Genomic DNA, 22,661 nt, shown 5'->3' with positions numbered 1-22,661 from the left:
CCAGCAGGTCGACCTCCTCGTCGGTCAGCAGCTTCTTCGACAGGTACCAGCCGTGCTCCTGGTAGAACATCACCTCGTCGTCGGAGGGCAGCAGCGCGTGGTCTTCCTCGCTGAGGGGGCGTACAGGTGCGGTCATCGTGGTCCTTCCCAACGCTCGGTCGTGTGTGTTGTGTGCGTTGTATGCGCCGTTCTGTGATCCCTGATCCCTGATCCCTGACCTCTTGATCCGTGATCTGGTGGTCCGTGTGTTCGTGGTCCGTGGTTCGTGCGTCTGCGGTCTGCCAGTCGGTCCCGGTCAGCGAGCGCCCGCGCCCGAGGCCGCCTGTGCCCGCTCGACCGCCTCGTAGAGGCCCTTGATGTTGCCGCTGCCGAAGGTCTGCGCCCCGCGCCGCTCGATGAGTTCGAGGAAGAACGTCCCCCGGGCGTGCGGCGAGCGGGTGAAGATCTGGTACAGCAGTCCCCAGTCGTCCCGGTCGGCGAGCACGCACAGCTCCCGCAGGACGTCCAGATCGCCGCCGAGCGGGCCCACCCGGCCCTCCACCGCCTCGTAGTACGTGGCCGGGGTGTGCAGGAACTCCACGCCCTGGGACGAGAGTCTCCGCACCGCACCGGCAATCGCCGAGGTACTGAAAGCCAGGTGCTGGACGCCGGCCCCGCCGTGCGCATCCAGGAATGCGTCGATCTGGCCCGGCTTACGCCGTACATCGGGCTCCAGGAACGTGAAGGTGACGGCGCCGGACGTACTGCGCACCACCTTGGATTCCATGGCCTGGTCGCCAACCTCGATGAACTCCTCGAATGCCTCGCAGAATCCAAGTCCCTTTTCGTAAAAGGCCACGGTCTTCGCGAGTTCACCGGCCGGGAGGCAGACGGCGAAATGGTCCAGCGTATGGAGTTGCTGTTCGTCCGGTGCGTCGTCGGCGGACTCCACCCGGCGCAGATGCGGGCCGGGCAACTGCCCGTCGTGTTCGTACTGCACGAAGGAGTGGACGGTGTCACCGAACGCCGTCACGGCGGCGGAGACGACGGTGCCGTCCGGCTGCTCGACCGGGCACGGCTCGGCCACCGGCGCGGCGCCCTGCGCCACGGCCCTGCCGAACGCCTGCTCGGCGTCCTGTACCCGCAGCGCGATGTTGGCCACTCCGTCACCGTGCCGCGCCACGTACCGGGCCACCACGCCGTCCGGCGTCAGGTCCGACGTCATCAGGAGGCGAATGTCGCCCTGTGCGAGCAGAATGGACCGGCGGTCCTTCTGGCCGGTCTCCGGACCGCCTTCCGCAATCGTCCGGAAGCCGAATGCGGTGCGGTAGTAATAGGCGGCCTGCCGGGCATCCCCGACATAGAATTCGACATGGCTGATGCTGTAATCGCTCAACGAAACCCCCGCTATGGCATGGCGAGTTGACGCCCGCCACCCCTCGGTCAAGGGGCGGCAGGCCGTACCAAAAGAGCGAAACAAAATTAACCGCTGGTTGACACCTGGCAGAACACACCTTCGGAGACGCGCACTGCTTCGATGGTGACCTCGGCGTACTCCGATGGTGACCCCGACATACTCCGATGGTCGCCCGTCGGCGGTGCCGATCAGCTAGCGGAAGATGCCATGTTGGTAGGCGTACAGACCGGCACGCAGTCGGTCAGGCTGCCCGATTTTGCGCATGGCCTGGGTCAGGTGCTTCTTCACGGTCGCCTCGGCCAGGAACAACTCCGTGGCGATTTCGGAGTTGCTCAGTCCACAGGCGAGTTTGCCCAGCACCGCGCGCTCCCGCTCGGTCAAACGGGCCTCCGCCGGGCTGGGCCCCTCGATCGCCGTCATCAACTCCACCTGCTGCACCTTGGGCGCGGGCAAAAACACCGCACCACCCATGGCCACGGTGGTTACCGCCCGGATGATCTGTTCCTCGTCCATCGCCGGATCGATGCAGCCGTGCACACCGCCGGTGAGGACCTGGGACACCTCCACGCCGGTCTCAGCCGGATGCAGCAAGATGGCCTTCGCCCGCGGCGCGGCATTCACCGACACCAACTGCTGCGCGACGGCCGCGTCCGCGGCCAGCCCCTCCCGTGTGCCGACGAGGATGACCTCCGGCTGCTCCTGGCGCGACGCCTCCATGGCCTGCTTCGGATCGCCGTAGCTGCTCATCACGCGCAGTTCCGGCGCCGAGGTCAAAATCGACCGGAGCCCGGCCCGCGTCACCGACTGCTCCGCCACCAGCATGACCCGCACCGCGGTGGGCACCGACGGCTCGCCCAAGGAACCTGGAACCGGTAACCGCCCGTACCCCGCGACCCCACCGAGTCCACCGTCGCGCGGCCTCTCTAAACGCCCTTCCTCCAACACCTCGACCCCCCGTTCTTCCCGAGAACATCTCGTGCTTGACGTGCTTGACGTACCTGACCTGCTTGACGCGCCTGACCTGCTTGACGTGCCCGACGTGCCTGAGAACGGCGTCACCGAGCCGGCCACCAGCACGGCCGGGCCACACCCCGAGCGGGACATCGGGCCCCACCCTCCACGTGCGCCGCCGACGGCTCAGCGTGGTCCCGCAGCGGTTGCCCGAGGTCGGCGGGCAACGTTGTCGCTGAGGCAGGCGGAGGCCGGCCCTCCCTAGCACCCCGTGCGCGTCAACTTCCTTCAGCTGGTCTAATTCAGCCTACTGCGCGGCCGCGTTTTGTCGCGGCAAAGATGTGTCGCGGCGCGACGAGCGGATTTCCGAGGTCGTGGCACGCTGCCGATCGACCTGGTGAGGGCCCTGGCGCCGCTGCGACCGCAGCTGGCTTTCCGGGGCGCGGGTCAGGTGGAGTGCGGGCGTGAGGATGCTCCCAAATGGCAGGCGGCAGTTGTTGCTTGGCGCGTAACAGACTCCCCGCTCCCATGGGGTGGCGCGATGCTTTCAGTGAGGCTGAATTGCTACGCCTCGGTCGGGGGGTGGGGCGTTGTTGAGAGTCCACTGCACCGCAGAGGACCTGCTGAGGGTGACGGTCGCCGACCGGCCCGCGCCGCTGGTCGAACTCGGCTTGGCCTTCGAGATGCTCCAGCGCCGCGATGCGCACCCGGTGTTCGGGCCCTGGCGACAACGCACGACCCGGACGCTGCCGCGGCTGGCTCGCCCTCTTTTGCAGATGGTCTCCCCGCTGGGTGCCGGGCCGCTCTTCCTGGACCCTCCCAGCCGCGATCTCGAAGAAGGCATGGACCAGATCCTGTCCACGCCCCGTGCCCGGGCGCGCGCCGAACTGCGCAGGATGTGCGCGATCGACCGCCCCCTGACCCCCTGGGTGCGTGACCTCGCCGACCGGGACCGAGACGCCTGGCAGATCCTTCAACAGGCCGTTCACACCGCCCACGCCAGCGTCATCGCTGAGGCCTGGCCCCGCATCCAGGCCGGATTCCACGCGGAAACGGCCTGGCGCTCGCGCATCCTCGCCCAGCAAGGCCTACGCGCCGCCCTGACGAGCCTGGCGCCGTCGATCCGCTGGAGCGGCCTGACCCTGGAAGCGGCGTTTCCCCGAGACCTCGAACTCACCCTCAATGGGCACGGCATCATCCTGCAACCCTCGCTCTTCTGGGCCGACCACGTCCTGGCCGCTCCCCACGCGGACGGGCGACTCCTCCTGATCTATCCGGCTGTCACTCCGCTGCCGCTTCGGGACACGACGACGTCCGGGGATCCGCTCTCCGCCCTTGTCGGCAGCACCCGTGCGCACGCCTTGCGACTGCTCGTTGAGGAGCGCACCACCGGCGATCTCGCCAGAGAACTCGCTGTCAGCCTGGCTGCCGCCTCCATGCAGGCCAAGACCCTCCGCGAGGCCGGCCTGATCGTCTCGCAGAGGGACGGCAAAGCCGTGTGGCACTGGTGCACGCCCCTGGGTCTGGATCTCCTCGTCCACGGGAGCCCATGAGTTTCAAGGGTTTCATCAGTTTCATGAGTGCGTGCAGGGCCGCGGAATAGGGTCGCCTCGTTCCCGGGCTGTCTCTACGCTCGGCGGAGCGGGATCGCGCGGTCCCGTAGGTTGCGGAGCCGTGGCAGAGCGGCCCATTGCGATCGTCGTGGGGGAGTCCCCCCTCACGACGACTGACGGAGTGCGGGCGGGCCTGCCCTGCTCTGTCCGCGGGTTCGAATCCCGCCGGCGCCGCAACCGACCGCTTTCCTGCTGGCGCTCGTGCACCTGCACCTGCACCTGCACCTGCACCTGCACCTGCTCCAACTCCTGCTCCGGCAACTGCTGCTGGGGCGTCGATGCCCGAAGCCACGGTGACGCGACCGCCTGAACCGCCGGCCGAGCTCCTCGTGTCTCTGTGGGGGCGGCCGCGCGAGGTCCGGACAGCGTGTGCAGGGGCCGATCGGTCAGTTCGCCGACGCCCAGCAGCTCCGCGGCCTCCGCCACCTCCCCGCTGCTGGCCGGCAACTCCCGCACCAGCAGCGGGAATCGACCGGCCGCCGGGCCTGCGGAATCCATCCGCAGGCCCGGCGGCGCCACGCCCACTCGGCCGCCGTCCTGGTCGGCCGGTCGCCCGCCGCAATCTGCCCGCCGACGTTGCGGTGCAGTCCCAGCACCGCGCGCAGCAGCGACGTCTTGCCCGATCCGTCGGTGCCGGTCAGCGCCACCCGCTCACCGGGCGCGACAGCGAGATCCACGTCTCGCACCACCTCCTGCCGCCCGTGACGACAGGAGACCTCGACCATGCGTATGCCGAGTCGTCCATCACGCCCTCCTCCCCACCGTCGCTGCGTGCCGCAGGCCGGAGGCGTGCGCCCCTGTCAAGGAGGGCTGTCGGACGCCGGACCCCTTGAGTTCCCGGCTTCCTTCGCCGGTCGTCCCGCGGGTACGTTCCGCGTCCTCCTCGGCGGCCCGCAGCATCGTGATCAGCTGGCCCCGGGCCCGTGCGACCCGCGACCGCACCGTGCCCACCGGACAGCCGGCCACCTGCGCCGCCTCCGCGTACGGCAGACCCAGGACCTGGGTGAGCACGAACGCGTCCCGCCGTTCGTCCGGCACGCCCGCGAGCAGGTCGCCGAGCGCCACCCCTTCCTCGAACCCCGGTAGGCCGCGCGGCTGGCACCGTTCCGCGGTCTCCTCCCAGTCGGCCAGGTCCGCCTTCCTCGGGCGCGCCGAGGCGGCGCGGTACCGGTCCACGACGACACGACGGGCGATCGACAGCAGCCAGGTACGGGCCGAGGAACGGCCGGCGAAGCGGGAGAGACTGCACAGTGCGCGCAGATACGTCTCCTGGGCGAGGTCGTCGGCCGACTGGGCATCGGTCAGGTGGGCGACGAACCGCCACACATCCTGCTGGGTGGCCCGGATGAACGCGTCCACCGCCGACGGATCGCCGGCGCGGGCCGCCACTGCAAGGGCGGTCACCTGCTCATCGTCCACCGCAGGCCTCCCGTTCCGGGAGCCGGCGGCCCGCGTGCAAGCCGGCGGCGTCGTGGCGGCGACGACGGCGCCGTGGTCACAAGGGACCTCAGAAGAGACCTCACAACGGGCATCACAAGGGCCATCACTAGGGGCAGGGAACGGGGCCGTGGCCCGGCGAACGGCGGCGCGTTCGAGCGCGCGCCGAGGGTGTATTCGTGTCATCGGGGATCAGTCCTCGGTGCACGGCCGCGCCGGCGCCGGACGGCGACAGGGCACGGCGGATGGACGGCCGTCGTCCCGTGACGTTCGCCGCCACCCCTCCGGTGGCAGGGCCGGGACGGCCGGCCGCAAGGCAGGGAGAGTCCCGCCGCGAGCCCGCGATCACGGGCGGCCACGACGGTGGTTGACGCCGCGCACCCATCGCCCCGCACCGATGCCGGCAGCCCGCCCACCGGCAGCCGCCGGAGCACGAGCGTGCGGACATCCGTCGGCGGGCCGCCGGGTCGGCCCGGCAGCCCGCGATGGACGCTCAGGGGTACGCCAACTCCCGCGGCGGCCCGCGCCGCGACTGCACATGGCACAGCAGCGCCGCCCGCAACCGGGCGACGGGAAGCTCCGCACGCGACCCGGCCCACGGGCTCGGCCGCCGTACGGGACCAACGAAACAGACGGTCAGGAGCCTGAGCGAGCCCACGGCCCACACGGCCACCATGCCCAGACAGCGCAGCAGTCGGAAGACTGCGGTCTCGCCCCACCACAGCCACAGCCCGCACACCACGGCGGCCACTCCATGACCGGCCACCATCCCGAGGGAGCTGTGTCCGCCGTGCACCACGGCGGACGACCCGGTCCCCATGTGCGTCTGTACCTGGACATGAGTCATGCCCATGCCCACCCCCATGTCCGTGCCCATGTCCGTGCCCATCGGCATCCGCATGGTCAGGGCCACCGGCCGCTGCTGCGCCCAGGCGAACAGTTGGTGCAGCATCACCTGCACACCCAGGAGCCCGCCCACGATCGCGACCGGACCGCGCTCCCGACCCGCCGCCACCCAGGCTCCGACGCCCGTGGCCAGGAACGCGGCGGCCAGAGCCGACGGGGCGACATCGGAGCCGGACATCATCGCGTGGCCGGCCGCGGACAGCGCCACGCACACCGCGGCGAACAGCCCGGTGCGCACCCATCTCGACAGCGACTCGGCGGGCATAGCGCTGCCATGCTGCCACCCGGCCTGGCCGATTGGTGCTCCAGAAGCGAATTATCCGACCGGACGGAAGCCTTCCGACTGTTGTGAGCCGGCCGGTGCAACCATGCGCTGGTGCACGCGACACCCAAGCCGTGTGGGCCGTCGGTGGCACACGGGCCCGTGTCCGCTGGCGCCTGCTGCCGGGTCACCCCCACCACGCTGAACAATCGCCCACCGACGAGTGCCGCCTGAACTCCTCTTCGACTCAGGGCTGGGTGACGGTGACCTCTACGTGATTGCGCACGGGGGCGAGGCGGTCGGCCCGGTGGTCACCGGCTCCGTGGAGTACGGGCCCATGACGAGCGGCACCCCGCTCGTCGTGGTCCTCGGACATCAGCGATGCGGCGCCGTCAAGGCTGCGTACACGTCCCTGCGCGACGGCAAGCCGCTGCCCGGCAACCTCCAGGCGATCGTCCGCGCCCTACGGCCGGCGTACGACCAGGCAGTCCGCGAAGCGGGGACGGCGCGGCGGTCGCCGGGTCGGCTGCCGGACGCCCGCGTGGCTGGTCAGCCGGCCGGCACGACGTTGGTGGCTTCCACCGCGGGGCGCAGGGCCCGTGCCAGCCGCACGCCGTCGCCGACGGCCCAGAAGTGGGTGAAGAACAGCCGGGGTTTGTCCGTCAGGCCGTGGTTGTGGAGCTCGACGAGCTTGGCACCGGCCCGGCGCAGGATCACCAGCACCTCTTGGACCTCCTTGGCGATCATGGCGCAGTCGCCGCTGATCGCGGCCCGGCCGTCGCCCAGCGGCTGGAAGTTGAAGGCACTGGTCGACCCCAGGCCCGGGGGGAGCACCAGTCGGCCGTCGGTGACGGTCTCGCGGCGGACGAAGACGCACTTGTAGATGCCCTCGTCGGTGGAACCCTTGACGCCCAGCGCGGCATCGATGCCGGCGGTGTCGAGTTCGACGGGCGGCTCCGGCGAGAGCGGGAGGGGAGGCGGAGTGCCGGTGCGGTCGAACGCCGCGCGCAACCCGCGGGCGACGGCCAGCGGGTCGTCGCCGTGCGCGTGCACATGGATCCACCAGATGTTGGGAGCCTGGGAGAGCAGGTGCTTGTGGATGGCGGTCAGGCCGATCTCGTGCTCGTGCAGGACATCGGTGAACTGCTGTAGTTCGTCCTCGGTGACCACCACATCGCCCATCACCAGTGTGCTGTCGTCGGCGTAGCGGACGAAGGACACGTGCGAACCCAGGGCGAGCGCCGGTTTGACGGTGATCCTGCGGGAAACCACCCGGAGATCCCGGCGCGGGAGGCTCGTGTGGTACATCACGTCGCGCTTCATGTCGCCCATGCGCCCCAGCGTGCCGGCCACGCCCATCCACTCCGCCAGCTTGGTGCGCACTGGTTCGACCAGTTCGCGGCTCCGCGCCCGGGTCGCTCCGATGGGCCGGGCGCGGGCCGGTGTCGATGCCCCGACCAGCATCGGAGTCAGGGCGGCGGCGGCCAGCACGCGGCGTCGCGGCGCACCCGCTCGCGGGTCGGTGTCCTGCTGTCGGTCTCCAGCCATCACGTGAGCACCTCCATGACGAGATGGAAGCATGGCGGGCTGGATATACGGTCATGACCGCTCTCACTTGGGCTGGATGGGCTAAGTAGTTGTCGCGCGACGGGTGAGGCATTCGCGGTCGGGCTCCCTCGCGGACATCGGTGGACGCGGCGGCCCTTGGGCAGTCATCGGCGGATTCTGCCATCGGCGCTGTGCCGCACGGCTGTTGAGGCTGCGGAGCGGAGCGCGGTCGTGGTCCCGCCCCGGTGACCGCTCGGTGCTCCGTCGGCGACGGAGCGGGGGAGTGGCCGTGGTACCCCGGGGAGGTCGACCGGCCCGGGTGGAACGTGGTGTGAGGGGGCGTCGGACGGTGCGGCTCCGTCCCGGTCCGGGCGGAGCGTGCCGCACCGAGCCGCACGCGGAACCTCAGAAGAAGCGCAAATTATCGGCAGAAGGCTTTGATGCGGCGGTCACCTCCTGCGAAGGTTTCGGCCAGCTCAGTCGCCCGAGATCTCCGGAGGCGTCATGCCCGTCCGTCGTACTGTGGTCGCCGCAGCATCCGCAGCGGTGATCGCAGTCCCCCTGGTCTTCTCCCTCAGCGCCGGTGCCCACCCAGGGACCGGCACCACGCCCTCCACCGCCTTGGCCGCATCCGAATCCGGCCTCAAGCCGCCCGGCAAGGAAGCCGTCGCCACCGGCAGCGGGGGAGCGGTCGCCAGCGTCAACCCGTACGCCTCCCAGGCCGGCATCGACGTTCTGCGTCGTGGTGGCAACGCCGTCGACGCGGCGGTCGCCACCGCTGCCACCCTGGGGGTCGTCGAGCCGTACTCGGCGGGAATCGGCGGCGGTGGTTACTTCACGTACTACAACGCCCGCACCGGCAAGGTGAGGACCCTCGACGGCCGGGAGACCGCCCCGGCCCGTATGAAGTCGGATGCGTTCATCGATCCGTCGACGGGCAAGCCCATTCCGTTCTCCGAAGCCGTCAATTCCGGATTGTCCGTGGGCATACCGGGCACACCGGCGACGTGGCAGAAGGCGCTGAAGCACTGGGGAACCATCCCGCTCGCCCAGGCCCTGCGACCCGCCACCCGGATCGCCGACAAGGGCTTCGTCGTCAATGACGAGTTCCGGGCCCAGACCGAGATGAACGAGGAGCGCTTCCGGAAGATCTCCTCCACCGCGGAGCTCTTTCTGCCGAACGGTGAACTGCCCGTCGTGGGGTCGCGCTTCCGCAATCCGGACCTCGCCCGTACCTACCGGGAACTCGCCCGCAAGGGGGTGGGCGCCCTCTACCGCGGCACGATCGGGCGCGACATCGTCAGGACCGTGCAGCACCCGCCCGTGGCACCGGACTCCACCGCGACGGTGCGCCCCGGCCTGATGGAGACCGGGGATCTCGCGGACTACACCGCGCTGCGCCGCGACCCGACGCACCTCGCCTACCGCGGCCTCGACGTGTACTCCATGGCACCGTCGTCCTCCGGCGGCACCACCGTCGGCGAGGCGCTCAACATCCTGGAGAACTTCCCGCTGTCCGCCGGCGACCGGGTCCAGGCGCTGCACCACTACCTGGAGGCCAGCCGCATCGCGTTCGCCGACCGCAACCGGTGGGTGGGTGACCCGGCCTTCTCCGACGTGCCGACCAAGGAGCTGCTCGGCAAGCCGTTCGCCAAGGACCGCGCCTGCCTGATCAGCCCCACGGCCACCCTCACCAGCCCGCTCGCACCCGCGGATCCGCGCAACCCAGGATCCCGGTGTGCGCAGCGCACCGGCAGCCCGGAGCCCTACGAGGGCCCCTCGACCACGCATCTGGTGGCCTCCGACCGCTGGGGCAACGTGGTGTCGTACACCCTCACCATCGAGCAGACCGGCGGCTCCGCGATCACCGTGCCCGGACGCGGATTCCTGCTCAACAACGAGCTGACCGACTTCGACTTCACCCCGCTCGCCAAGGACGTGCCCGGCCCGAACCTGCCCGGTCCCGGCAAGCGCCCGCGCAGCAGCATGTCACCGACGATCGTCTTGAAGGACGGCCATCCGTACCTCGCCGTCGGCTCTCCCGGTGGGGCCACGATCATCACGACCGTGCTTCAGACCCTGGTCAACCGGGTCGACCTGGGGATGACGTTGCCCGAAGCGGTCGCCGCACCGCGGATCTCACAGCGCAACCGCGCGGACACCGAGGCCGAACCGGCGTTCCTCGACTCCCCTGAGCGCGCCGCGCTGGAACGCCTCGGCCAGCACTTCGTGGAGGCCCCCAAGACCTTCACCCCCTCGCCGGAGATCGGTGCCGTCGCCGCCCTGGAGTTCCTCCATGACGGCCGGATCCAGGCGGTCGCCGAACCGAAGCGACGGGGCGGTGGATCCGCGATGGTGCTCCACGAGTCCGGCGCCGCGGGGAGTGCGCAGTAGCCGCACGGATCACCCGGGTCGTCGCCCCTCCCCGATCTGAGCGACGACCCGGACCTCCGGTGCGGTGACGGTTTCCGCGCCGCACCGCGCCGGAGGATCAGAAACTCGGAGGGGTCTCGGCCCAGACGCAGACCGCCGGGACGTCGCCGGGGTTGCTGTAGCGGTGCGGGGTGGTGGAGGGGAAGCTGACGCAGTCGCCGGGCCCCAGGCGGTGGTGGACACCGTCGACCCAGTAGTCCAGTGCGCCGCTGAGCAGGACGCCGACCTCCTCGCCGGTGTGGCTGTGCGGCCGGTCGCCGGACGAGGCCCCCGGGGCCACCTCCAGCATCATCATCTCCAGCCTGCCGCCGTGGTCGGGGTTCAGGAGGGTGTAGGTGACCCCGTCCACCCCGGCCCGGGTCAGCTCGACGCGCTGGTCGGGGCGGGTCAGGACGCGCTGCTCGCGGTCGACGGCGTGCAGCAGCCGGCTGAGGGTGGTGCCGAGGGCGTTCACGATTGTGCGCAGCGTGTTGATCGTCGGGCTGTTGACGTCCCGCTCGACGTTGCTGAGGTAGCTCCGGGACAGCCCCGTCCTCTCGGCGAGCTGTTCCAGCGTGAGGCCCCGCGCCTGTCGCTCGCGGCGCAGGTGACGGCCGATGCCGTCACCGGCGTCGGCTGTCGCGCCCTGATCGCCGTCCTTCGCCACGCGCCCCTCACCCTTCCGAATGTCGTCTAAATGCGATGCTCGATCCACTATATCGTTTGCCCCTCCGTCTCATATCCTCTACTGTCCGTCTTCTATAGACGACATCGAGGTGGGCGCCAGCTCGCCGACCGTCCCGCCGAGAACCATGAGGACAGATGGACTCCGCTGCCGCTTCCGCCCCCACCTCCGCCGCCGCCGCCGGCAACCGAGCCCGCGCACTGCCCGAACTCCGCCTCCACCTGGGCGCGTTGGAGCACAACGTGGACCTCATGGCGGAGTGGTGCCGTGCGCGCCACCTCGAACTGTGCCCCCACATCAAGACCACGATGACCCGCCCCGTGGTCGAGCGGCAGCTCGCCGCCGGCGCCTGGGGCGTGACGGTGGCCACCGCCCGCCAGGCCGACATCGCGCTGAGCTGGGGGGTGCGCCGGATCCTCATCGCCAACCAGGTCGTCCACCCCGCCGACCTGGCGCTCCTGCGCCAACGCCTCGACACCACGCCCGACCTGGAGCTCTTCTGCCTCGTCGACTCCCCGGCCGGGCTCCGGTACGCCGGTGCGATCATGGCGGGCGCCGACAATCCGCTCCGGATGCTGGTCGACGTCGGCGTGCCGGGCGGCCGTACCGGAGTGCGCGGCGCCGCCGAGGCGTACGAGCTGGGGGCGGCCGTGGCGCAGGCGGCGGACGGGCTGAAGCTGACCGGTGTGGCCGGCTACGAGGGCGTACGCCCCAACCACCGGGACGCCGCCACGCTCGCCGCGGTCGACGCCCACTGTCGTACGACGGCCGATGCCTTCGCCTCCCTCGTCCCGCTGTTCCAGACCCCGCGGCCGGTCTTCAGCATGGGCGGCTCGGCCTTTCCCGACCGGGTCGCCGACGCCGCGGCGGACCTCGCGCGCCGGTGCGCCGATCTGCCCCTGGTGCCCGTACTGCGCTCCGGCTGCTACGTCACCCACGACCACGGGACCTACGCCCAGGTCTCGCCGCTGCCCGGCCTGCGCCCGGCGCTCACCGTCCGGGCCGCCGTCCTGTCCACCCCCGAGCCCGGCACCGCCGTCGTCGGCGCCGGGAAGCGTGAACTCCCCTACGACGCCGGCCTGCCCGTCCTCCTCGCCGCGTACGCGGAGAACGGCACGCCGCGTCCCGTGGCCCGGGGCACCGCAGCCCAGATCTACGACCATCACCTGGTCCTCGCCGACACGGCGGGGCTGGCCGTGGGCGACACGGTCGACCTCGGCATCTCCCACCCCTGCGCGGCCTTCGACCGCTGGCCGGACATCGCCGTCACCGACGAGGAGGGAGAGGTGCGGGACGTGTGGCACCCGCGGTTCCACCGGTAGCCGGAACCGCACGGCAACGGCCCGACCGGTGTCGTCGGCCGCTGCCGGCACGACAACCGCTCGGCAGCGCACACACCTACGAGGTTCCCGGACGGGCCGTCACGCCCGTCCGGGAACCTCGATTCCGTACCGGAGACTTCAGTACCGCCAGGTGCCGCCGCTGACGTGCCCGTGTCGGGAGAGGACGCCGGGCCTGCCGGATGCGGTGTGCCGAGCGGCTGACGACATCACCGTCGGACCCGGGAGCGCCGCATCGGAGGCCGGGGCCGGGCGGTCAGTGTGCGGCACAGCTGCCGGCCGCGCACGCGTCGAGCCAGGTGTTGAAGTCGTTGTCGTAGCGGGTGCCGATCTCGGAGTTGTAGACGGCGTATCCGCCCGCGTAGTCGCCGGCCCGGAACTTGCCGAGCATGTTCTGGATGTCCGCGGGGTGCTTCTCGAACATGTACCGCACCGCGAGGTAGCCCCACGGGTAGGTGCGGGTCACGTCACTGTTGGCGTACGTGCTCTGCCACAGCGTGCTCAGCGTGTAGGTGTGCTTGCCGGCTTCGGCGACCGCCCCGGTGTCGGTGATGTTGCGGTAGCTGTAGGAGACGTACTCGGCCAGGCCCTCGATCCACCAGATGTCCGGAACGGTGGTCTGCTGGTTGAAGTCGCCCTTCATGTCGTAGCGGGCGTCGAGGTAGTGCGTGTACTCGTGGTTCAGGTTCCAGATCCGAGCCGGGAAGCCGTTGTCGTCGCTCCTCTGGTACATGATGGAACGGGGCTGGTTGTTGGAGGCGGTCGGGTCACCGATCATGGTGATGCCGCCGTTGTTGGTGTCGACGCCGAATATCGGCCCGGCGTAGGTGCGGTAGTCGGCGGGACTGCCGAAGACCACGACCTCGATGGTGTTCTCGTACTGGTTGGGTATCGCGCCGCCGTCCTGCGCGATGCTGTGGAAGTACCCGTCCTGCTTCTGGAGGCTGGCGCAGGCGGCGTCGAGGTCCTCGGCGGTCAGCGACTGCGCCCGGATGGTGCGTGTCTCGTCACAGGCGTGGGTGATCGGCAGCGCGGCCTTGGTGAGCTGGTCGGTCAGGTCGCAGGTGCCGTAGAACGAGCAGTTGGCCTTGTCGTAGGAGTCGGCCATGTTGGCCACGCCGACCCACAGCGGGGCGGTCCGACCGGTGATCGACGAGGCGTCCAGCAGCCCCTTCATCAGCGGCTGCACCTTGTCGTGGAGCTCCGGGTGCTGGATGAAGCGGCTCGTCTCGGTGCCGGCGTTGGAGGTCAGGAAGGAGTTGTTGGTGCCCAGCAGGTCGAGGTGGTTGCGGGCGAAGGAGTCGAGAGTGTCGATGATGCTCGGGTCCTTCGTGACCGCCTGGACGAAGGCGGTGTTCTGATGCCCTCGGAACAGCGGCGTGTAGGCGCTGTTGACCGCGTTCACCATGCTGGGGAACGCGTCGTAGGAGCTGTTGTAGGCGTTCAGGACCTTCTGGTAAGTGCTGAGGTACCGGCCCTGCTCGTTGGCGCTGTCGGTGAGGATGAGCGCCTCGCCGGCGATGGCGCCGTTCGCGTCGCTGACGTCCATGAAGTGCTGGCCGGCGAGGAACGTGTCCAGCGCGCCTTCGATGGCGGTCGCCAGGTCCTGGCCGTACTTGCCGACGTCGTCGGGGTGGTAGTACTGGACGTAGTACCCGGCGCGCAGGAAGAGGATGAGCTGCTGCACGTTGGTCGAATTGTCACCGGGGTACGACGACGCGAGGCTCTGGAAGGCGTTGGCCACGGTGACCATCTGGGGCTCTTGGAACACGTCGTGCGCGTCCTTGCCGGTGATGGCGAACAGCGTGTTGACGCAGTCGGTGGTCGACGCCTTGACGAAGTCGACCAGCTCCGGTCCGCTCTTGCCGCCGAAGTCGCCCGGCGTGCAGGACGCCGCACGGCCGTGGCCGCGCCGGCTGTGGTGGGTCGCCTTCACCGGCGCCCGCTGCGGGCGGAGTTGGGCCGTGGCGAGCGGCTTGCTCTGCACATCGGCGCGGTCCGACGTCGAGGTGGTCGGGCCCGTCGGCGGCAGCGGCCGCACCGCGTGGTGGGATCCGGTGACGGCCTTGGCGGCGTGCGGCGCACTGGGTACCGCGAGTGACGGGGTGGCCAGCAGACCGAGGGACGCGACGAACGCCGTCAGACCAGTGACCAGGAATCTGTGTGGGGGGAAACGATGGCGCATTACCACTCCTTTGCGAGCTCAGCGCCTGGGGGGAGATTGACAGGTGCCTGGCAGGGACTGTCCCACTCCTCCTGACCGCAAGACCATGGGCTGGGGGACAGCACCATCCGCGGACCCGCCACAACATCCGTCCTGGAACTGCCGGTTCGCCCGGCACGGGGACGGCCCCGGGATCAGGTCGACGCCGGCCCGAAGCCGTGCGCACCGTGCGCGCCGTCCGCCCCGTACGTCCGTGACGCCCATGCCTGGAAGTGCGGCGACCGGGCGACGAGATCGCGATAGGACGCGGTGGCGGAGCGGAAGAGCGTCTCCGCGACCTCGTCGGTCACGCTGTCGCGCCGCCAGACCAGCAGATACCGGCACCACAACGGGGCGCCGATCAGCGGCTTTATGAGCACCCCGGGGATCGGTCGGAGCGTCGCCTGTACGACGGAGACCCCGAGCCCGTCGGCGATCATGTTCTGCAACTGGAGCTGGTCGCCGAGGAATTCGTGGACCGCCGCCGGGGTGAAACCGGCCTCGTCGCATGCCGCGTAGAACACTCCCGGCCAACCGGCGCCGTCGTCAGGGGTCAGGAACCAGGCGTCGTCGGCCAGGTCGGCGAGCGCGACCTCCATGTGGCGCTTCACCCGGTGGTGCGCAGGTACCGCGACGAACGTCGGCTCGACGACGATCCCGCGGTGCATCATGGCGGCGGAGTGTCGCAACTCCTGACCGGGATAGTCCACGCCGATCGCCGCGTCCACCTCGCCCTTCTCCAGACGCTCCACGATCTCCGAGGAGGCGTAGACGCTGCTGACGGTCAGCGCCAGCTCCGGCAGACGACTGCGGACCCGGACGACCATGCCGGAGAGGACCGGCGAGTTGGTCGCGGCCAGGCGGAGGACCTGACGCGCTCCGGACGCGGAGTCCGCCGGTCGGCGCCCGATGGTATCGGCACGTTCCAGAATCTCGCGCGCCTGGGCGAGGACTTCCGCACCGTACCGGGTCGGCTCCACGCCCGACGCATGGCGCTCGAACAGCGGCTCGCCGAAGTGGCCCTCGATCCGCTGGAGTTGTGCGCTCACCGCCTGCTGTGAGTACCTCAGGATCCTCGCGGCCCGGCCCAGGCTCCCGGCGTCGGCGATCGCACACAAGGCACGCAGGTGTCGAAGTTCCAGATCCATCCGCTCCGCTCCACGTCATGTGCTGTTCGGACAAAAGCAAACCCAACGACAACCAGTACAATCGCACAGGCGTTCCGGCGGAAGATCGCCCTGCGACACGGCGCGACCAGGAACGCAGTTCAGCCATGGATCACGAACTCGGTGGCTGCGGCGCGGTGTTCAGGCGGTGTGGAACGTGTTCACGCCCTCCGTGCGGGAAGCGGCTTGCGGCCGGCCGGCATCGCGGGGTGTCCTGGGCTCGCGGTCGCCGTGGCACATGCTCAAGGGCCCGCCGACCCTGCTCCGGCCGCGCGCCCCGCGGGCACCGGCGACGGCCGTGCTGCGCCCCCCGTCAGCCCGGCCGAACGTGGCCGAACGCCTGCGGTCGGGCCGCGAAGTGCTCTGAAGGAGACGGGGTGCGCCGACGGAGACAGGGTGTTCTGACGAGGCCAGGGTGCTCTGACGAAGCCAGGGTGCTCTGAAGAGGCGAGCAGCTACTGCTGTGCTCGGGTGCAGGAGAGCCCGTTCGTCGGCACGGCTCCGGCCGGAACGGGCTGGTGGCGCAGGCGGCGGGCGACCGGCAGGACGGCGGCGCCGAGGAGGAACCCGTAGCAGGCCACCAGGCCGTGCCCGTTGTCCTGCGCGATCCACATCGCCGCCCCTGCCGCGGGCACGCTCACCGCCAGCAGCCGCTCCTTGGTGTCGGTGCTGGTCAGCAGGAGCCCCGCCGCGAGCGTGGCGGCCAGGAAGTACGTCGCGCCGGAACTACCGGCGAAATTACGCGGATCGGTGCTGTGGGCGGTTTCGCCGAACAGCGCGTCGATCTGCTGGGGGAGCAGGATTCCTGCGGCGAACAGCGCCATCATGAGCGGACCACGCCAAAACCACTGCGCCAGCGCGGCGATCACCGCGAGGGTGACGAGGTTCCAGACGGCCCCGAAGGCCCCGCCGTTCTGCATGAAGACCGAGGTCACCACACGCCACCAGCCGCTCTTGCGCGGATCTCCGTCGAGGGCGCCCATGGCCCCGGACCAGCTCAGCTGCAACACCACCGCGCCGACCGCCACGGCGGTGAGCGCCACCGCCGCCCAGGGAACCGGCCGCCGGCGGATCGTGCCTTCGCCGATCAGGGCCAAGCCGCTCTTGAACAGCAGCACCATCAGTGCCGCAGTCGTCAGATTGAACAGAATTGCGTCCACGCAGCTCATCCCCCGTGAAAGAGCGTCGTTCCAGGTCGACGCTCACCATAGCCAATGGGCTGGTTCCCCTGATCGCGCAGCCCGGGCCTCGAAGCGGCCGGGGCGGCGCGGACGCTTCACTGGGTGGGCGCCGCGCCACCGTGGGTCATCGGGCGCCGGACACCGGGATCCCCCGGGAGGCCACGGCCTTGGGTGGAACACTCAACGTCGGCGAGGCAGGCTGGACCCATGCGGTCGCTCTTCCGCTCACCTCTTGGCCCGGGAGCCGGTGGTCATGGGAGGGTCCTCTTCGCGCTGGCGCAGTGTGTGCCCTTCGCGATCGCGCTGGTCGTCCTGGGCATCGAGCTCTCGCCCGCCCACGCCCTGGTCACCGGCCCGGTCCTCACCGCGACGCCGGCGCTGGCCGCGCTGACGATGGGCCCGAAGGGCACCCTCTCCACGGCCGGCGTCGCGCTGGCCGTCAACATGACCACCGCCTCCGTCAACCACGCCTGGGGCACCCCCCAGGTCTTCGGTAACTTGCTGGGCCTGTTTCTCGTGTCCGTGGCCAGCGTCACGATGAGTAACGCGGTGCGTACGCGCAGGCAGAGCGAGCTCGACCAGATGCGCCGGATCGCCGTGGCCGCACAGGACGTCATCCTCCGGCCCGTCCCCGCGCGGCTCGGCCCCGTACAGGCGGGCAGCCTGTGCCTCGCGGCCGGGACCGGGGCACAGGTCGGGGGCGATCTGTACGAGGCCGTGCAGACTCCGTACGGGGTCCGGATGATCGTGGGGGACGTGCGCGGCAAGGGGCTGTCCGCGGTGCGCGCGGTCGCGGTGGCACTGGGCGCGTTTCGGGAGGCCGTGCACTACGAGGACGACCTGGTCGAGGTGATGAACCGCTGCGCGGCCGCGCTGCGACGGGAGGTCACCGTGCCGGGCGCGTACGCTCCGGAAGCCCTGATCGAGGGGTTCACCACCGCGCTGCTGGCCGAGGTGCCCGACGAACCCGTCGTGCACCTGGTCAACCGTGGCCATCCGCCGCCGCTGATGCTGCACCAGGGCCGGGTTCGGTCCCTGATGCCCACCACGGCACTGCCGCCCCTCGGCCTGGAGGACCTGATCACCGGCCTTCCCGAAAAGCCCGAGAGCTATCCGTTCGCACCCGGCGACCGTCTCCTGCTCTACACCGACGGCGTGATCGAAGCCCGCAACCCGCACAACGACTTCTTCCCCCTCCCCGAAGCCATGCAGGCGGTGCACGCGCTCGCCCCGCAGGACTTCCTGGACGCACTGCACCAGGCATTGCTCCGCCACACCGAAGGCCACTTGGCGGACGACGTGGCGATGATCCTCGTCGACCGGCTTGACGACGATCGCGGGCGGTCGTAGGAGGCGGTGGTAGAGGGCGGCGGCCGTAGTCGTAGAGGGCGGCGGCCGTAGAAGTCCCGGCCGACTCCGCCCTCCGAGCCACCCTCCGAGCCGGACGGCCGGGGCCCGCAGGTCGTCCGAGCCCCCGCAGGGCGACCAACCGTGCCGGACGGCGGAGTCGGCCCGCTGGATAGAGTCCGCCCCGAGGACGACGATCATCCGGCACAACGAGGGGAACGGATTGAGCACCACGGTATGGCTCCACAACTCCGGTCGGCACGCCGAGCCGCTGCCAGGGGCGGAGGGTGTCCACCACTGGTGGGAGATACGCACCAGCGGCCCTGCCCAGCAGGAGGATGTGGCCGCCGCGGCCGGCGGAGTGCCCTCGCCGCCGACCTTGCCGACCTTCGCGTTCCTGGAGCGGGACCTGTCCTCGGGCGGTATCGACGGCTATCGCGCGGCGCGCAAGCAAGGCGCCCGGTCGTTCCTGCTCTGGGCGGACGCTCAGCGGCAGCGCCTGCTGGCGCGGGTGGTGACCACGTCCGCGACGAAGGGCAGCGGCGCCGTCTTCGAGGTGCTGGGCGGGAGCGGGGAGTCCCTGGCGCTGATCACCCACCAGCGGGCGATGAGCAACGGCCAGGGCAGGGCGCGCTGGACGGTGCAACAGGCGAACGGACAGACCGCGGTCGGCATCAAGGGCCGTCTGTTCTGGTGGTACGTGTGGTGGCTGCTGTTTCCGCTGTGGGTGGCCATCGCCGTCGGCAGTGTCGTCGCCGGCAGCGGTGACATCGCCCGGATGCCGCGCAGCATCCGCTGGCGGGCGGCCGGGAAGGAGGTCCTCAACTGGACCGACTGCGGGACGGACTTCGCCCTGACGACTCTGGGCGACGGATGGGACCCGCGGGTCACCGCGGCCCTCACCGCCCTGGTCAACAGTCACGAGGGCTGGCTGGGCAAGCCGTGGGACGACGGCCGCTGAGCCGTCGACGCCGTCGGTCAACTCTCCCTGTCCGTCGCGCAGTTCGGCAGACGACCGATCCCCGGACCACCTCAGCGGTGCAACAGCATGGTGGTCTGTGCCATCGTCCTCCCGGTCCGCCGGTCCGCCGGCCCGGATGCCCGCTGCTACGCCACCCGTGGTTCGGCCGGCCCTGGCCCGGCACGCCCCGGCGTCGTGCCGGACCTTAAGGTTGCCCGGTGAGCAGGGACATCCGTATGGGGTCGTCTCCTTCGGCAGCAACGACATGGTCGAGGAGGACGGCACGGTCCGTGTCGCCGCGGCCCGCTGCCTGGACAACCTGGCCTCGATCCTCGACGAGAGCAAACGGCGGGCGATCGCCGCACTGGTGGTAGGGCCCCCACCGGTCATCGACGCAGGCGAAGACCATCTGCGACGGACCGCGACACTCGCCGATGCGATGGCCGCCCTCTGCCGCCGACGACACGTCCCGTTCGTCGCCACGACCCAGGACCTCGCCAACAACCCCACCTGGACCGGCGAAGCGCTGGCCGGCGACGGTGCCCACCCGGGCAGCGGCGGCTACCAGAGCCTGACCGCCCTCGTCCTCGCCGGCCCATGGCACGAATGGATCGCCCACCCCGGCAGGTAGCTGCTGATGAGCGGATCGATGGAGCCCAGGGCCACGAAGCCGCCGCACTTCGTCTGTTTCCTTCCCTCGTCGCCGACGAACAGAAAGCCGTCGTTCTCGACCAGGACAGCCGCCGGCGTCCGGGCCCCGGCGTCTCCTGCGCTGGATTGACAGGAAGCGTGGTGACGTGACCGACCGGATTTGCCTTCGAGTGGACTCCAGCATCCACACTGATCACGACAGGATCCGTGCAGCACAAGAAAGGCGGCAGCTCATGGACACGACGAACCGTGCGGGGCACCCTCTGCCGTACGACACGTACCGACAGGCGATCGAGCGGGAAACCCTGCACTTCGCCGAGGTGGTCCAGGGCGCGGATCCCGCGACCGCCGTGCCGTCCTGTCCCGACTGGACGCTGACCGAGCTGACCCAGCACGTGGGAGCGTTGCAGCGCTGGTTCTGTACGCTGCTGGCCCAGCTGGTGCAGGAGCCTCCGCGCAGCCGCGACGTGGAGTTGGGGCTGCCGGATCGTGTGGAGGAGTACGCAGCCTGGGTGGCCGCGGGCGTACCCGCAGTGGCCGGCGTGCTGCGGACCACGGATCCCCAGGCGGCGATGTGGGCCTGGGGTGCGGACCAGCACGCGCGGTTCTGGGCCCGCCGGATGCTGTTCGAAACGCTGGTGCACCGGGTGGACGCGGAACGTGCCGTCGGCCGGGAGTCGGACATCGACCCCGTACTGGCGGCGGACGGGGTGGACGAATTCCTCGTCAACCTGCCCTACGCGGGCCTCTTCGCCCCGGCCGTGAAGAAGCTGCACGGCAATGGCGAGACCATCGCCTTCCAGTCCGTGGACGCCACCGGCGGCATCGGCGAGGAGTGGCGGGTGCAACTGGAGCCGAACGGGTTCCGTCTGCTGCCGGGGGCGGAGGCCGATACCGCGCCGTCCGAGGCGCAGGCAGTGGTACGCGGACAGGCGGCGGACCTCCTCCTGCTGCTCTACGGGCGGCGGTCGTACCAGGAGACCGCCTTCGACGTCTCGGGCGAGGCCACGGCACTCGACCACTGGTTCACCCACACGGCCTTCTGACCCTTGGACGGTTCCGCCCCAAGGGTCAGTCGGCCTCCAGCAGCGCGGATTCACCTTGCCGACGTTGTGCGGAGGCTTCCGTGCCAGGTTTCGCGGGTCGGGTTCGCTCGGCCCATGCGGCCACCGAAGGGCCTGCCGCGCCCAGGCTTGCGAAGAATGTGCCGAGGAGTAGCCATCCCGAGTGTCCGAGCGCCAGGACTGCTCCGGTCAGGATCACGGGGGCGAGGGCTTGGCCTGCGTCGAAGCCGATACCGAAGAGGCCCTGATATTGCCCTTGGGCATGGTCGGGTGCGAGACCGAAGCCGAGCGCGAAGCCGGCCGAGGACTCCCACACCTCTCCGACGCTGTGGATGCACACGGCAAGGACGGCGAGTGCCGGCGCGACCCAGGCGGGAACATCGGCTGTCAGCGCCATCAACGGGCAGCTGACGAGGAACAGGAGCCCGGCGAGGCGGAATGCGCGGCTGCCCTGTCGTGGGCTTTCCACCTTGGAGCCGAGTCTGCTTTGGAGCAGCACGCAGACGCCGCTGTTGATCGCGTAGACCGCTGCCACGGTCCAGCGCGGTGCGTCGGTGTGGGCGGTGAGCCAGATCGGCAGCAGCAGGGAGACGGTCTGGTATTGCAGGCCCATGGCACTGTAGAGCGCGACGAAGGACACATACGGCCGGTCGGCCAGGACGGACCACTGACGGTGCTCCTTGGGCCGGGGCAGAGGACGGTAGTTCGGGACGCCCAGGAACACGATCAGTCCGGCACAGGCGAAGCTGGCGGCGTTGGCGAGGATCAGCCCGGTGTAGGCAGGGCGAGTGTTGATCTGGATGGCGAAGGCCGCACCCAGGGTGCCCACGACGACGCCGAGATTGACGAACGTGCGGAGTCTGGCCCGGAAGGCGGCCGGGCGTTCCCCGCCGACTCTTGCGACGAGCGCACCGCCCGCGGCGCCGCTTGCCGTGGCAGCCAGCCGGTCCAGTGTGGCGACGAGCGTGAACGCGAGCCAACTGTTGATGAAGACGAAAGCCGCCATCGTGGCGGCCTGCAAGGTGAGGGTCATCAGCCAGATCGTGCGTGGTCCGTAACGGTCGGCTAGATTTCCCGCCGGTATGCCGGCCGCCAAGCCGCTGAGGCCAGCGATCGTCAGGCCCGCTCCCACCTGTGTGGCGGGCAGGTGCACCACGAGCGTGAAGTAGAGGATGGCAGCGGTGTTGAAGAGACCGTTGCCTACCCTGCTGACGAAACTGGCGATGATCAGAGCTCGCTGCGGACCGGAAGCCGGCCCGCTGGGTACCCGCTGCTTGGACCCCCTCTTGATCTTGGACCCCCTCTTGATCATGTCGATCAGGCTAACAGTGGCATCTCTCCAGGGTTCCGTGCGGTCTGCGTGATCCCACCCGGGAACTGCCACTCATCGCGTAAGGGTGGTTGAGAGCCTGATCGTTGACTAATCGGGCTGCTGGATGGGGTGATCGTCGTGGGCGGGAGGGCATGGAATGGAGGGTCGTGGTGGCCGCCCGGCCCGGTACTGCGAGCCGGATGGGGCGCCAACCGCAGCTGTACTC

At 70.1% G+C, this 22,661-nt stretch carries 17 protein-coding genes, 1 tRNA gene and 2 pseudogenes; 9 read left to right on the top strand and 11 right to left on the bottom strand.

Translation table 11 applies throughout. From position 1 onward, the window contains the following. Positions 1-295: 295 nt before the first annotated feature. Both hppD and AB0C96_RS39290 read right to left on the bottom strand, forming a co-directional pair. Positions 296-1,375 (bottom strand): 4-hydroxyphenylpyruvate dioxygenase, encoded by a 1,080-nt coding sequence (hppD, locus tag AB0C96_RS39295; protein WP_362924618.1) that lies wholly within the window; start codon positions 1,373-1,375, stop codon positions 296-298. A gap of 213 nt (positions 1,376-1,588) precedes the next feature. Beyond that, complete coding sequence (locus AB0C96_RS39290) at positions 1,589-2,218, bottom strand: response regulator transcription factor (RefSeq protein WP_362924617.1); 630 nt, start codon at positions 2,216-2,218, stop codon at positions 1,589-1,591. A gap of 722 nt (positions 2,219-2,940) precedes the next feature. Here AB0C96_RS39290 and AB0C96_RS39285 point away from each other — a divergent pair. After that, positions 2,941-3,900 carry an ArsR family transcriptional regulator gene (locus AB0C96_RS39285; RefSeq protein WP_362924616.1) on the top strand — a complete coding sequence of 320 codons (960 nt, stop codon included), beginning with the start codon at positions 2,941-2,943 and terminating at the stop codon, positions 3,898-3,900. A 115-nt stretch (positions 3,901-4,015) separates the two neighbouring features. Next, positions 4,016-4,134: transfer RNA gene (locus AB0C96_RS39280), tRNA-OTHER, on the top strand. A 183-nt stretch (positions 4,135-4,317) separates the two neighbouring features. Here the strand turns inward: AB0C96_RS39280 and AB0C96_RS39275 are convergent. The 3 genes and pseudogenes from AB0C96_RS39275 to AB0C96_RS39265 form a co-directional block, all read right to left on the bottom strand. Continuing rightward, positions 4,318-4,685 (bottom strand): annotated as a pseudogene (locus AB0C96_RS39275) (ABC transporter ATP-binding protein); the annotation flags it as partial. 19 nt (positions 4,686-4,704) lie between these two features. After that, positions 4,705-5,379, bottom strand: a complete 675-nt coding sequence (locus AB0C96_RS39270; RefSeq protein WP_362924614.1) for a sigma-70 family RNA polymerase sigma factor — start codon at positions 5,377-5,379, stop codon at positions 4,705-4,707. A gap of 511 nt (positions 5,380-5,890) precedes the next feature. After that, complete coding sequence (locus AB0C96_RS39265) at positions 5,891-6,568, bottom strand: hypothetical protein (protein ID WP_362924612.1); 678 nt, start codon at positions 6,566-6,568, stop codon at positions 5,891-5,893. A 217-nt stretch (positions 6,569-6,785) separates the two neighbouring features. Between AB0C96_RS39265 and AB0C96_RS39260 the strand changes: the two are divergent. Next, positions 6,786-7,061: pseudogene (locus tag AB0C96_RS39260) on the top strand (carbonic anhydrase); the annotation flags it as partial. Positions 7,062-7,114: 53 nt separating this feature from the next. Here AB0C96_RS39260 and AB0C96_RS39255 read toward each other — a convergent pair. Continuing rightward, positions 7,115-8,113: a DUF1259 domain-containing protein gene (locus AB0C96_RS39255; RefSeq protein ID WP_362924610.1), complete on the bottom strand. Its 999-nt coding sequence runs from the start codon at positions 8,111-8,113 to the stop codon at positions 7,115-7,117. A gap of 504 nt (positions 8,114-8,617) precedes the next feature. On the opposite strand from AB0C96_RS39255, the gene ggt reads away from it, so the two are divergent. Further along, the gene (ggt, locus tag AB0C96_RS39250) at positions 8,618-10,507 is read left to right on the top strand and encodes a gamma-glutamyltransferase (protein WP_362924609.1); all 1,890 of its coding nucleotides are present in this window, start codon (positions 8,618-8,620) and stop codon (positions 10,505-10,507) included. 97 nt (positions 10,508-10,604) lie between these two features. Here the strand turns inward: ggt and AB0C96_RS39245 are convergent, their stop codons facing one another. Next, positions 10,605-11,192: a cupin domain-containing protein gene (locus AB0C96_RS39245; RefSeq protein ID WP_362924607.1), complete on the bottom strand. Its 588-nt coding sequence runs from the start codon at positions 11,190-11,192 to the stop codon at positions 10,605-10,607. A gap of 155 nt (positions 11,193-11,347) precedes the next feature. Here AB0C96_RS39245 and AB0C96_RS39240 point away from each other — a divergent pair, with 155 nt between their 5' ends. Continuing rightward, on the top strand, positions 11,348-12,532 hold the full coding sequence (locus AB0C96_RS39240) for an alanine racemase (RefSeq protein WP_362924605.1): 1,185 nt from the start codon (positions 11,348-11,350) through the stop codon (positions 12,530-12,532). A 274-nt stretch (positions 12,533-12,806) separates the two neighbouring features. Here the strand turns inward: AB0C96_RS39240 and AB0C96_RS39235 are convergent, their stop codons facing one another. From AB0C96_RS39235 to AB0C96_RS39225, 3 genes are all read right to left on the bottom strand, one after another. Further along, entirely contained in the window at positions 12,807-14,735 is a 1,929-nt protein-coding gene (locus tag AB0C96_RS39235; RefSeq protein ID WP_362924604.1) for a collagenase, read from the bottom strand. A gap of 173 nt (positions 14,736-14,908) precedes the next feature. Continuing rightward, the gene (locus AB0C96_RS39230) at positions 14,909-15,901 is read right to left on the bottom strand and encodes a LysR family transcriptional regulator (protein ID WP_362924603.1); all 993 of its coding nucleotides are present in this window, start codon (positions 15,899-15,901) and stop codon (positions 14,909-14,911) included. Positions 15,902-16,374: 473 nt separating this feature from the next. Then, entirely contained in the window at positions 16,375-17,088 is a 714-nt protein-coding gene (locus AB0C96_RS39225) for a hypothetical protein (protein WP_362924601.1), read from the bottom strand. Positions 17,089-17,307: 219 nt separating this feature from the next. On the opposite strand from AB0C96_RS39225, the gene AB0C96_RS39220 reads away from it, so the two are divergent. The 4 genes from AB0C96_RS39220 (at position 17,308) to AB0C96_RS39205 (ending at position 21,105) form a co-directional block, all read left to right on the top strand. Then, positions 17,308-18,450, top strand: a complete 1,143-nt coding sequence (locus tag AB0C96_RS39220; RefSeq protein ID WP_362924599.1) for a PP2C family protein-serine/threonine phosphatase — start codon at positions 17,308-17,310, stop codon at positions 18,448-18,450. Positions 18,451-18,670: 220 nt separating this feature from the next. Next, complete coding sequence (locus AB0C96_RS39215) at positions 18,671-19,408, top strand: hypothetical protein (protein WP_362924597.1); 738 nt, start codon at positions 18,671-18,673, stop codon at positions 19,406-19,408. 211 nt (positions 19,409-19,619) lie between these two features. After that, positions 19,620-20,039, top strand: coding sequence for a GDSL-type esterase/lipase family protein (locus AB0C96_RS39210; RefSeq protein ID WP_362924595.1), 420 nt, complete (start codon positions 19,620-19,622; stop codon positions 20,037-20,039). A gap of 253 nt (positions 20,040-20,292) precedes the next feature. Next, a complete protein-coding gene (locus AB0C96_RS39205; RefSeq protein ID WP_362924593.1) occupies positions 20,293-21,105 on the top strand; it encodes a maleylpyruvate isomerase family mycothiol-dependent enzyme in 813 nt (270 codons plus the stop codon). A 25-nt stretch (positions 21,106-21,130) separates the two neighbouring features. Here AB0C96_RS39205 and AB0C96_RS39200 read toward each other — a convergent pair whose 3' ends face one another. Then, positions 21,131-22,435 carry an MFS transporter gene (locus AB0C96_RS39200; RefSeq protein WP_362924591.1) on the bottom strand — a complete coding sequence of 435 codons (1,305 nt, stop codon included), beginning with the start codon at positions 22,433-22,435 and terminating at the stop codon, positions 21,131-21,133. Positions 22,436-22,661: the final 226 nt, after the last annotated feature.

It is taken from the genome of Streptomyces sp. NPDC048506 (assembly GCF_040651315.1).
Lineage (GTDB): Bacteria > Actinomycetota > Actinomycetes > Streptomycetales > Streptomycetaceae > Streptomyces.
Note: the sequence above shows the minus strand (reverse complement) of the source record. Positions and strands in the feature narration are given on the sequence as shown.